General features: G+C 60.1%; 6 protein-coding genes. 3 read left to right on the forward strand and 3 right to left on the reverse strand.

All coding sequences use genetic code 11. From position 1 onward, the window contains the following. Positions 1–16 precede the first annotated feature (16 nt). The 3 genes from L6D81_RS25640 to L6D81_RS25650 all read right to left on the reverse strand — a co-directional run bounded on the left by L6D81_RS25640 (position 17) and on the right by L6D81_RS25650 (position 8,989). The gene (locus L6D81_RS25640; RefSeq protein WP_236182444.1) at positions 17–2,839 is read right to left on the reverse strand and encodes an RHS repeat domain-containing protein; all 2,823 of its coding nucleotides are present in this window, start codon (positions 2,837–2,839) and stop codon (positions 17–19) included. Next, positions 2,836–7,191, reverse strand: a complete 4,356-nt coding sequence (locus L6D81_RS25645; protein ID WP_309295824.1) for a SpvB/TcaC N-terminal domain-containing protein — start codon at positions 7,189–7,191, stop codon at positions 2,836–2,838. The genes L6D81_RS25640 and L6D81_RS25645 overlap by 4 nt, the downstream gene beginning before the upstream one ends. A 274-nt stretch (positions 7,192–7,465) precedes the next feature. Continuing rightward, complete coding sequence (locus L6D81_RS25650) at positions 7,466–8,989, reverse strand: fumarate hydratase (RefSeq protein ID WP_007960181.1); 1,524 nt, start codon at positions 8,987–8,989, stop codon at positions 7,466–7,468. Positions 8,990–9,296: 307 nt separating this feature from the next. On the opposite strand from L6D81_RS25650, the gene L6D81_RS25655 reads away from it, so the two are divergent. The 3 genes from L6D81_RS25655 to L6D81_RS25665 are packed head-to-tail and all read left to right on the forward strand — an operon-like array spanning position 9,297 to position 12,110. Further along, positions 9,297–10,403, forward strand: coding sequence for a GGDEF domain-containing protein (locus L6D81_RS25655; RefSeq protein ID WP_236182446.1), 1,107 nt, complete (start codon positions 9,297–9,299; stop codon positions 10,401–10,403). Further along, entirely contained in the window at positions 10,396–11,331 is a 936-nt protein-coding gene (locus L6D81_RS25660; RefSeq protein WP_236182447.1) for an iron-sulfur-binding ferredoxin reductase, read from the forward strand. Before L6D81_RS25655 ends, L6D81_RS25660 begins: the two co-directional genes overlap by 8 nt. 29 nt (positions 11,332–11,360) lie before the next feature. Then, the gene (locus L6D81_RS25665; protein ID WP_236182448.1) at positions 11,361–12,110 is read left to right on the forward strand and encodes an enoyl-CoA hydratase-related protein; all 750 of its coding nucleotides are present in this window, start codon (positions 11,361–11,363) and stop codon (positions 12,108–12,110) included. Positions 12,111–12,251 lie beyond the last annotated feature (141 nt).

The raw sequence follows: 12,251 nt of genomic DNA on the forward strand, positions 1-12,251 counted from the left end.
GGGGTGTGCCTGTGAATCAAGCTACCAACCCTCGGACCTTGGACCACAAGTGGCGTGCTCGGGAAAAATTTACGTCTGGATGGGCTTGCCGTTGCAAGAACTGATTGTCCGTGGTGCCCATTTTCTTGTACCAGGCCATACCTTTTTGTGCGCGATCAATGTAATTCAGTGTGTTCTCGGTTGCCTGTTTCAGTGCCGACCGGCGAACAGGTGCGATGGCCTCGGCTGATGTCATGTTGTTCACATTCGGCAGCAGGTCGGCTGGGTAGATCACGTTTGTGCCAAGCGCGTCGAAGGCTTTTTCGGCATTGGTCCAGCGCTCAATGACGGCAGCTTTCCAGTCAGCGAGCATTGTTTCGATTTTGTTGATTTTCACAGGATCGAGCTGGTTGATGATGTCTTCAGCTTCCTGGACCCGGGATCCCATATTCATAAACGCATTGATTCCCGGCACCACCGAACCGATCACTCTGGTCATTAAAAAATCGGGATTGAGCACCTTGCCTGGAAGCTCTTTCCAGTCAATCGCCTTGTCGGCAACCAGCCCCAGGTCTTTATCAATCGCGGCAACGGACATTTTCGAGGTCTGCGGTATAAGTGGACTGGTCAGACTGTTTGTCGCAATGGCACCCATCGCTCCGAGCAAGTCTCCGCCAACGTTGCCGCCGCTCAGACCTTCGCTGAATGGAGGCTTGCCTTGCACACTGGCATTGCTTGTATTTGCAAGCGTAGCAAGGTGCGCATAGTGCTGAGAATCAGGAATGAGCGGGCTAATCAATTGGCCGCCGTAGTAGCCGCCGACAAAGCCGACTACCGCATTTACGGATTCACCTCCCAGATTTTTCAAAAGTTCCAACCCGACTTTCTTTTGGAAAATGTTGTGGAGTTGTCCAATTGTTTGTTCGGCGTGCCCGGCGACAACGTTTATGAATCTCGAATAGTTGTGAATAACGTTCTCTGCCTTTTCCCTGCCTTGAAGATCGATATATCGCACTGGATTGTTTGCCACATAGGCATACCGATTCAGTCCATCTGCATTTCCCGCCGGGTCTGCACTGATCCAGCGTTGCAGCCAATCGGCATAGTAACGGTCACCAAAATATTGAACCCCGCAGAAGTCCTTCTCCTTGCCCGAAAAACGCACGGTTTTGTAATCGACTTCTATCTCATCGCGAGCGGTAAGGGTCGCCGTTCCACCGAATGGAAAGTAGCGTTCGTGACTGATGATCCGGGTTTGATGATCCACTTCCAGCAGTGCCGATCGTAGGTGATCCGTGTGGGTGTAGCGCAGTTGATCCTTGTCGATCAGCGGTGGCTTGCCGGCTTTCCAGTGCAGACATCGCACCTCACCGGCCCCGATGGGAATGACGATGACGTGGAGAAGTTCACCGTTGTCCTTCGTGCGAATCTCCAGACGACTCAGGTAGCGCACTTCATGAAAGTGACTGACTTTGGAGGCGTGTGTCTCAAGGCGCTTGTAGACCCGTTCGCCCTGGCTATAGCGGAAGGTCTCCTGGTCATCGTTGGTCCCGCCGCGATCGACCAGTGTCACCTTTTCCAGCTCATTGCGATTGTTCCAGCGCATCGGCCGGCCAGGCTGCAGTGTCAGCAGGTTGCCGGCCGGATCGAATGCTTGGGTAAAGTCGGGTGGTGGTTCGTCGGACTCGCAACGTACGCCCCGGTTGCTGGCGGGATCAATGCACATCTTTAAGGTGTGGTGGATGCCATCGCGTACGTGGATGGTTTTGATGAGGTTCCCACCGGAGTCGTGTTCGTAGGTTTCAACGTAGTTGCGCCGGTCTTTGGGATCGGTCGGCTGTGGCCGGCCGGGGTTGTCCTTCGGTGGCGCATCGCTGTAACCGGTTGCACGGGTCAACCGGGATAGCGAGTCGTAGCTGAACTCGCGGTGGCCATCGACCTGCTGATTCTTGAAATACGTAGGGACATAGGTGTGGTCGATAATCCGGGTGATATTGCCGACCCGGTCGTATTGGTACTCGAAATCCTGAAGTGCCGGCGCCGAGGCCTTTTGCGTGACCTGTCGATGTAGACGTTCGTCGGCCGGGTTGTAGTGCCATCGACTGCTCACGTCATTGCCCGTCAACTGTTCGACGATCTGGTCGGCCGCGTTGTAATGCGCTTCCTGCAAGATCGTTTTCCAATCTGGCTCAGCGTCAATCTTGAGCTGTGCTCGAACGAGCTGTCCGGCAACGTTGTAAAACGATCGTTGCTGGTGCCCGCCTGCATCGGTGCTCTCGAGCATCGCTCCGAGCGGGCTGAAGGCTTGCTGGTTGGTGTACGTCTGGGCGTCTGTAAAGGTGCGGGTTTCACTCAGTGGTTGGCCGGTCAGTGCGTAGCTTTTGAATTCGACGGAGCCTGACGGATCCTTCAGCTCGATCAAATTCCCGCGCAGATTGTTTCCGGCATTGGCTGTCGCCGAGGCATAGGTGAATGTTTCGATATCCGCCGCACCGTTCTCTTCAAGACTGACCATGCGTAGCTGTGGATCATGAATCATGCGGCGATGATTGCCGTTTGCGTCCCAGGTTTGCAGGGATTCTCCAGCAAGTCCCCGCAGTGTGGCGTTCGTGCCGGAGTCGACGTTGGCCGTCCTCAGCGGCTGGCCGTTCAGCGCAAACACAGTCTGGGTATTGGGTATGACCAGACGCGGGTCGTATTGCGCCACTGGCCGGCCGGCCAAGTCATGCTGTTGGCGAGTGACAAGCGCCTGTACGGGACCGCTGGCGACCTTGCGTAAATATTCGACCGTTCTGATGGCCTCGCCGCGCGGGCCGGTGACGGCCAGCGACGGTGTGTGCCAATGCACACTGGCGTTCATGACTTGACCTTCTTCGCCGGTCTGGCGGGCAGTCCGGGGCGCCTGGCGGGCCGGGTGGCTGGCGCGTCGTCGGTGTCGTCGGTGTCGTTGAAGTCATAGCTGAGCTTGAACCATGGGTGCAGGATGTCGAACGCCCGATGGCCGAGGGCATTGATGGTCTGGACGGGCCGCCCCAGGGCGTCGTAGAACATCCGGTCGTGGTAGCCGTGCTCACGCATCGCGCTGTCATTGATGTAGCGATGGGTGTTGAGGAAATAGGGGCGGTAGACGCGGATGGTTTCGCCTTTGTGGTTGTATTCCACACGACCTTGTACGCGCCAGCGTTGAACGGCCGGCATCTCGATCGGCTTGCCATCGGCCCCCGTTTCGAGGTTGTCCTCGTGCGTGGCCACGAAGGCATCGCCTGGCGGCACGAGTTGTTTGCTTTGCAATTCGCGGCCGAAGCCGTCGATGTAAACGATGTTTCTCTGAATCAATTGCAGCGGGTCGGTGTGGTAGCGGTCGGCAACCAGATTGAGAATGTGCACCGGTTGCCGCTTGGCGGTATGGATGATTCCGAGCAGTGTCTGTTCGCTGGTCGTGCGTTTTTTTTGCTGGTTCAGCCAGCGCCGGGCCGAGGCGCGGATGCGTCCGTCGGGCAGAATCAGCCCTTTGGCGATCCATGCCTTTCTTTTGCCCGGCAGCGTTGCGGGCGGCAGCAATGGCATCCAGCTGAACAGTTCCGTACGCACCACACTGGCGGCGGATGCCAGCACTTCTTTTGGATGGGCGAGGGCGTACTCGACGCTCAGGTCCGTCTGTTCGGGGTACTCGGCCAGTGGCATGAAGCCGGCCGGTTTGCCTTCTTCGGTGCCATGAAAACTGTGCACCATGGGCTGGCCGCCCGGCTCATAGAGCACTTCCTGGATGTTGTCGTTGGCGTCCGTGATGCCCAAAGGCTGGAGCGTGTGGGGGTCATGGGTGACTGTCGTCGTGCAGCCATCCGCAAGGGTGGTGGCCATGATCAGCAGGTGGTCTGCATCCCAGGTGATGTGTGTCACCCCATGACTGGCGGTCTGCCGCACATCGGTGACGTGGTAAAAACCGTTCGCATCGGTGTAGGTGAAAAAGCCGCTCTCGGCTGACCACAGGTTTTTCAGATCATCTTCATCCGGATCCGGTGGCAAAAACAGGCTCATGGGCTTATAGCCGATTTTTACCAGCTCGTCCCGAATGACAATGGGAACTGTGTCGTATGCCGACAATGCCTTTTTGTCGAATACGGCCTGTTCCGTCGGCCCCGCCAGCGGGGGGTAAAGGATCTGGCCATCAGCTCCCTCCAGATATGTTTGCTGCGAGAGGGACGTCAGTTCACGGGCGGCTTTCCACTCGGCACTGTCTTTATGTTGCTCGAAGTTTTCAAAACGGATGTCCTCCGCGCGCAGCCCGCCCGGCAACGCGCCTTTGGGCAGCATCAGTGCATTACTGCGCTGGCGCCAGGGCAGACCGAGCAGCCAGTGCCCGTCAGTCATCAGGTGAAGGTACTCGGCGAGGGTTTCCGTCAGATAAAAATTTTCCTGTTGCTCATCGAAGCTGTCTTTCCAGGCACGCTGTTGATCCTCCTGCTCGAAGGGCGGAGGGTCGTTTTCCGTGCGGCGGCGTGCGCAGGCCACCGTGACACTGTGAGTCGGCTGGCCGTACTCGTTCCACTCCAGATTGATAACGTGCTGACAGATCGAGTCGTCCATGAAACGTTCGTATTGGTGGTTGCGGCTCTCCAGTTCGCGCACCAGCAGGCTCGACGGACTGTCGTTGACCACCCGAACCAGGTAGCGAACCTCGGACAGCGAAAACACCGGGGCCGGGGCGGGGTCGTCTGCCTGACACACTTCTGTGCGCAGCAGCTGACCGGCCAGGGCATAGGCGATTTCGGTGTCGTTGGCATTGCGCCGCGTGCGAACTCGCTCTGTGCGGCGTTTTGCATCGAACTGCGAAATAACCGTGGGCGGCAGTGGCTTTATCTCCCCGTCGAGTTCGCAAGTACCTTTCAACACCTGATCGATGGCCTGACCCGTATGAAACCAGCTTGTCATTCGCATCGGCGCCGTATGGCCGCTCTCGGCCTTGCCCGGTTCCAGTTCGCTGTCGGTCTGACATATGCGGCCGAAACCGCGAAATTCACGTTCGTTACCGTCGTAGTAAGCCTCGAAATACGTATGGAACTGCATCAGGTAATTGCCGGTGATTTCATCATCCTGGCGTAGCCAATGGAGCACCATCTGAGGAAACGGCAACCGACAGACCGGACGTCTGCGGGCCATCAACTCCAGGCGTTTCTCGTCCAGCCAGTATTGCGCACTGCTGCGATATTGCAGCGTGGCGCTGTAGCCCATGTTGTTATTGGATCCGCTGAGCAGGTACGGCCGTTCACTGCAAAAGTGATAAACCCAGTGCTGCGGCTTCATGTGCGGCACGGTCAGCAGCAGGCTGGCGCAACCCAGGCCCTGCAGGTCGGCAAAGGTCACCTGGCAGAGGTTGTCGTAGCGGATGCCTTCGGGCCAGTCGACGTTTACCGGTACTTGCTCAAAGGCATTGCCCCCGTAATTCCAGTAGATCTCGAAGTGATCGGAGCAGAGGCGGATCAACGCGGGCGCACCGGAGCCGTCGAGATCGGCGAAACGAACCTGATCGACATTGAAAGATCCGTATTCGAAGGGCAGAGGGCTGATTTCGACACCTTTGGCGAACTTGCCATGGCCGCGACTGGCCCAGGCCTCGATCTTGTCGTGGCGGACCCTGCACAGTCCGGAGCGGTCGCTGGCGTGCAGATTGGCAAACATGACAAGCTCGCTGCGGGCGGCGCTGAAGAGTGGCAAGCGATCCGGGGTATGCGGTACGTCCTTGCCAGGTGCAAATCCTTCTTCGCGCAGGTTGGCATACACCCGTACACAGTTCGGGCCGACCAGGGCGGCAGAATCCAGGCCGTCACCGCTCAAGTCGCCCAGTTGTGTCAACTGATGGAAAAACTCCACGGGAAACTGCTTGAACGGTTTGAACGGCGACCAGTTGCTGTCCGGGTTCAGGGTGTAATAACCGCTGCCGCCAGGCTGGGCGACGACCCAGTCCAGGCGACCGTCACCGGTGAGGTCGGTCAGGATCTGCACCGCCGGCTGGAGCCTATCGGCATTCGGGATCAGCGGCAGCAAGGCCCAGGGGCCGTAGACGATTTCATCTGTGCCAGGCGTGCCGCGCAAGGGTTCCCGGTAATACCAGGCGTTGTCGTACTGGCAGAGAAATCCGGGCAGGCCTTCGCCGTAAAGATCAACGCAGTGGTAAGGCTGACCGTCGTTGAGTCCGGGCATGGCGTCGAGTGTCAGGAAGGGCTGGGGGACCGTGTCGAGTTCAAACGCGTTGTAGAAGTATTCAAGCGGGGGAGAGTGTTTGACGCGGCCCGCCGCGTCGTAACTCATGTAATGCGCCGCTTTCAGGTGGTTGTATCGCAGAGGCGTGGTTTCGTGTTCCAGCAACAGGCGATTGACCAGCATCGGATCGCGGCCGGTGTGGTTGAACATCAGAAACTGCTTGCACAGGCGCCGGGTGCCGACTTCGAAGCCGAAGCTGTGCAGGCGAATCGGATCACTGCGCGGCAGCCATTTTTTTTCATCCTCGGCCAGATAAGGTGGAACGACGTCCAGTCTGGTGTCGCGTTCGCCGTAGTCCACGATCAGCAGGAAAAACCATCCAAGGTCCTGCGGCCGCTCATGTTCAAGGCACAACAGGCCGGCGCTGGCTGTCTTGTTGCCGTAACAGACCTGGCGCAGGTAGCGCTGGGTCTGATAGTCGAATCGCGGATCAGGGTCGTTGTCGTCGCGCTTGTATTCGTAGTAGATGTGCTCACCTGCCACATTCACGGTTTCCACCAATAGCCACACCGCAATGTGGCTCTCGTCCTCGCTGTCGTGAATGCACGCGTCGAGCGTGTTGCCGTAGCAATGCTGCGAGCCGTCGGGGCTGAACACCACCCAGAAGGGGTTGCCTGTCTCGGGGGTCCAGAATTCGTAGCGGGCAAAAGTGCTTTCCAGCCGCGGAATGTAGCGCACCACCGAAAACGTTCGGGCTCGCCGGCCTTTTCCGAGGGTACGACGGGTCGACTTGATCTTGCCGCGCGTCGTCCGTTCGGGGTGCAGGTCGGTGCCGTCGACCTCCATGACATCGTCGGCTGTATAGGTCGGTGCGCCCTTGCTGGTTTTTCGCGAAATGGCTGCATACCGCAGATCCCAGCCGAGGCCACACTTGCCGTTGCCCGCGTTGCCGGAATAGACCAGTTGTAACTCGGGAATCAGTGTGCGCCCGGCGGTTGACAGTAATGGCACCTGCAAGGCGTAAGACGGCTGCCCGGACACGCCAACCTGCCCGAAACTGCGCCCGTTCGTTGCAATGGACGCTGTCTTGGCAAGGGAAGGCGGAGTGACAAGCGCATCTGCATCAAGGGCCATGGCAACACAACCTGTGAACGTCGAGTTTCCACGCTAACAGAGGGTTTTCGCCGCGGCACCTGTCAGATCTGACAGGTGCCGACTGACGGCGGGCAAAAAAAACGGGCGGTCATCGCTGACCGCCCGTTTTTTGCGAAGCCGATAAAAGCGCTTACTGCACTTCCACCGCCAGGCTTTCGCTGATCTTCTGTTGCCAGATCGCAGGGCCGGTGATGTGTACCGATTCACCTTTGCTGTCCACCGCGACGGTGACCGGCATGTCCTTGACCTCGAACTCGTAGATCGCTTCCATGCCCAGCTCGGCGAACGCCAGGACCTTGGATTTCTTGATCGCCTGCGCCACCAGGTAGGCGGCGCCGCCGACGGCCATCAGGTACACAGCCTTGTTGTCCTTGATCGCGTCGATGGCGGTCGGGCCGCGCTCGGACTTGCCGATCATGCCCAGCAGACCGGTCTGCTCAAGGATCTGACGGGTGAACTTGTCCATCCGCGTAGCGGTGGTCGGGCCCGCCGGGCCAACCACTTCGTCACCGACCGGATCAACCGGGCCGACGTAGTAGATGAAGCGACCCTTGAGGTCTACCGGCAGGGTTTCGCCCTTGTTCAGCATCTCGACCATGCGCTTGTGCGCGGCGTCGCGACCGGTGAGCATCTTGCCGTTGAGCAGGACGGTTTCGCCCGGCTTCCAGCTCTGCACGTCTTCCGGGGTCAGGGTGTCGAGGTTGACGCGACGGGCCGACGGGCCGGCTTCCCAGACGATTTCCGGGTAGGCGTCTAGCGGTGGCGCTTCCAGCGAGGCCGGGCCGGAACCGTCGAGCACAAAGTGCGCGTGACGGGTGGCGGCGCAGTTCGGGATCATGCACACCGGCAGCGAGGCGGCGTGGGTCGGGTAGTCCATGATCTTCACGTCGAGCACGGTGGTCAGGCCGCCGAGGCCCTGGGCGCCGATGCCCAGCTGGTTGACCTTCTCGAACAGTTCCAGACGCATTTCTTCAATGCGGTTCTGTGGGCCACGGGCCTTGAGCTCGTGAATGTCGATGGATTCCATCAACACTTCTTTCGCCATGACGGCGGCTTTTTCGGCGGTGCCGCCGATGCCGATGCCCAGCATGCCCGGCGGGCACCAGCCGGCGCCCATGGTCGGAACGGTCTTGAGTACCCAGTCGACGATCGAGTCGGACGGGTTGAGCATGGCCATTTTCGACTTGTTCTCGGAACCGCCGCCCTTGGCCGCCACGTCCACTTCCACGGTGTTACCCGGAACGATGGAGTAGTGGATGACCGCCGGGGTATTGTCCTTGGTGTTTTTACGAGCGCCCGCCGGGTCGGCGAGGATCGAGGCGCGCAGGACGTTTTCCGGCAGGTTGTAGGCGCGGCGCACGCCTTCGTTGATCATGTCGTCCAGGCTCATGGTCGCGCCATCCCAGCGCACGTCCATGCCCACCCGCACGAACACGGTCACGATGCCGGTGTCCTGGCAGATCGGCCGGTGGCCGGTGGCGCACATGCGCGAGTTGATCAGGATCTGCGCCATCGAGTCACGGGCCGCTGGCGATTCTTCGCGCAGGTAGGCTTCGTGCATCGCCTGGATGAAGTCCACGGGGTGGTAGTAGGAAATGAACTGCAGGGCGTCGGCAACGCTCTGAATCAGGTCGTCTTGCTTGATCACGGTCATGAGTCGCGCTCCTCTAAAAGACGGGAACATTCAATAAGGTGCCTGCGGCTTGGGTGCATCGGTCGCAGACACCTTTCAAGGCACGCCGGGGCTGCTGGCGCGACGCTAAAAAGGCGCGGCAGTATACCGCGCCTCGCTGGCGGGCACATCTGCCGGGAGTCATTCGTTGGTCGCATGGCTGCGGGTTTTTGACGCCAAATACCCGGCCCGAAAATCAATGGTCATTTATCGACTGGGCCACTAAAGTGGCAGCCGGTCTGTAGAGTAGGACACTCGGTCAGCCTCTTATCGCACGGTGAGTCAACGATTGACCCATAACGCCATTCAACGTCTTTTGCTTAAACGCTTTGCCCTCGCTGCAGCCACCTACGGATTGGCTTTGCTGCTGCTGTGGCTGGCGTATTTCACCGGACATTACGAAGATTCGCTGGCTGGCGTCGCCGTCGGCAGCGCCCTGGTGGTCATCAGCCAGGCAACCCTGTTCGCGGTGTTTTACTCGGGCTGCAACCTGCGCTTTTCCGACCCGAGCCTGACCGAAGCACAGGTGCTGCTGGGCCTTGGCTGGCAGACGTGGCTGATCGCCCATCTGCAGGAGGCTCGGGGCGAGTTTCTGGTCTTTTATGTACTGATCCTGCTGTTCGGCCTGTTCCATCTGTCACAGCGGGCGTTCGTGCGCTGCGCGATGCTGGTGTTTTTCAGTTTTTGCGCCATCACGCTCTGGGACGGTTACCACTTGCGTCTGCACGATCCGGCGCTTTCCGCGTTGCAGGCCTGCATCCTGTTGATCGTGCTGGCCTGGCTGGTGATTTACGCACGCTTCGTCCAGACCTCACGGCAACGCATGCGCCAGCGCCGGTTCGCCCTGCAGGCGCATCAGGACACCCTGCGCGGGATGATGCGCCAGCTCGAAGACCTGGTGGCCACCGACGAACTGACCGGGCTGTTCAATCGCCGGCATTTCCTGCGCCTGGCCACCCGCGAGTTGAATGCGATGGAAGCCGACGTGGTGCATGGGCTGGCGCTGATCGACCTCGACCATTTCAAGCGCATCAACGATATCCACGGCCACGCCGCCGGCGATCAGGTGTTGCAAGCCTTCGCCGGGGTCGCTGGCGCCTGCCTGCGCGACGGCGATGTACTCGCGCGTTATGGTGGTGAAGAATTCGTGGTGCTGCTGCCCGATTGCAACGCCGAGCGCCTGACCGCCTGTTGCGAACGCCTGCGCATCGCCTTCACCGACGTTGAACTGGTGGGTCTGAATGTGAAAAACCTGAGCCTGTCCGCCGGCATGACCCTGCTGGAACTGGGCGACGATCTGGACGAGGCCTTGCAACGTGCCGATCAGGCGCTGTACCGGGCCAAGCGCGACGGGCGCAATCGCTGCGCGGCGGCGTGGGAGAACGTCGATGCCTGAACTGCGGGTCGGTGAACGACAGTGGGCGGTGGCGGCGGGCAGCAACCTGCTCGATGCCCTCAATCAGAACGGCGTGGCGGTGCCTTACAGCTGCCGCGCCGGCAGCTGCCATGCGTGTCTGGTGCAATGCGTCCAAGGCTTGCCTGCCGACAGTCGACCGGATGCGCTGAGCGCCGAACAGCGTGAGCAGGGCTGGCGGCTGGCCTGTCAGTGTCAGGTGGTTGAAGACTTGCAGGTGCACACCTTCGATCCCGTCACCGATGGTCGTCCGGCAGTGGTCGAAGCGCTGGACTGGCTCGGCGACAGCGTGCTGCGATTGCGCCTGACACCCCAGCGACCGTTTCGCTACAGCGCCGGCCAGCATCTGGTGCTGTGGGCCGGCCACATTGCGCGGCCGTATTCGCTGGCGAGCCTTCCCGAAGAGGACCGCTTTCTCGAATTCCACCTCGATTGCCGCGAGCCGGGTGAATTCAGCGATGCCGCGCGCCGCTTGCAGATCGGTGACCCGATCCGGCTCGGCGAACTGCGCGGCGGCGCGCTGCATTACGACCCGGACTGGCACGACCGACCGCTTTTGTTTCTTGCAGCGGGTACGGGGCTGGGGCCGTTGTTCGGTGTGTTACGCGAGGCCTTGCGCCAGGATCACCGGGGCACCATCCGCATCATTCACCTGGCCCATGATGCCGCCGGGCATTATCTGGCCAAACCCCTTCAAGCACTGGCTGCGCAGCGGGAAAACCTCAGCGTCGAACTATGGACCGCGGCCGAGTTGCCGGGCGCTTTGGCGCAACTGCGCCTTGTTTCCCGGCAAACCCTGGCCTTAGTCTGCGGCTCGACGGCTAGCGTCGACGCCTTTGCCAAGCGTCTGTTCCTGGCCGGACTGCCGCGCAATCAACTGCTGGCCGATGTTTTTCTGAGCCGTGGTTGAGCGCTGATCTTTCAGACGCGAGACACGCCATGCCCGAAGCCATTCTGCTGCACTGCGAACGCGGTTTGCTGACCCTGCGCCTCAACCGCCCGGACAAGAAAAACGCCCTGACCCGCGCCATGTACAGCCAGTTGGCCGAGGCGCTGAATCAGGCCGACCGCGACCCCGAAATCAACGCCGTGCTGATCACCGGCAGCGCCGAGTGCTTCACCGCCGGCAACGACATTGCCGATTTCATCCAGCAACCGCCGAGCGACCTCGACAGCCCGGTGTTTCAGTTCATGCTCAATCTGCTGGAGTGTCGCAAACCGGTGATCGCTGCCGTGGCCGGGGCGGCGGTGGGGATTGGCACGACGTTGTTGCTGCATTGCGATCTGGTTTACGTGGCGCGGGATGCGCGGTTGCGGATGCCGTTCGTCAATCTCGGTTTGTGCCCGGAGTTCGGTTCCAGCCTGATCCTGCCGCGCTTGCTCGGGCAGGCCAAGGCGTCGGAGTTGTTGTTGCTCGGTGACGGCTTTACCGGTGAGCAAGCCGCGCAATGGGGGATTGCCACCGAGGCATTGGGCAGCGGCGAAGCGGCACTGGCCAAGGCCCGGGAGATGGCGTTGCGGTTTGATGAGCTGCCGGCCGAGGCGGTACGCATCAGCAAGCAATTGATGCGGGCGCCGGATCGCGAGTTGATTCGCAAGGTGATCGAGGAGGAGGGCGAATTGTTCACCCAGCGGCTGCGCTCGCCGGAGGCGTTGGCGGCGTTGACAGGGTTCATCAGGCGGCATTGAAAGCCAACCCGTTCCGGGGGTGTCAGAAACTTTGTGTTCGGGCATAACATGAGTAAGAGGTGCATGTATGCCAACCAAAAAGAAACCCGCGTTGCGAGAGCTGCCAAAAATCCCGAAAGAGCTGCTTGAGCAATTCACAGA

Source organism: Pseudomonas sputi (genome assembly GCF_021603585.1).
In the GTDB taxonomy this organism is placed as follows: domain Bacteria; phylum Pseudomonadota; class Gammaproteobacteria; order Pseudomonadales; family Pseudomonadaceae; genus Aquipseudomonas; species Aquipseudomonas sputi.

Bases quoted from the DNA above. Each gene is read 5' to 3' on its own strand.
- L6D81_RS25640 (WP_236182444.1), bottom strand. From the start codon at position 2,839: ATGAACGCCAGTGTGCATTGGCACACACCGTCGCTGGCCGTCACCGGC.
- L6D81_RS25650 (WP_007960181.1), bottom strand. From the start codon at position 8,989: ATGACCGTGATCAAGCAAGACGACCTGATTCAGAGCGTTGCCGACGCC.
- L6D81_RS25660 (WP_236182447.1), top strand. From the start codon at position 10,396: ATGCCTGAACTGCGGGTCGGTGAACGACAGTGGGCGGTGGCGGCGGGC.
- L6D81_RS25665 (WP_236182448.1), top strand. From the start codon at position 11,361: ATGCCCGAAGCCATTCTGCTGCACTGCGAACGCGGTTTGCTGACCCTG.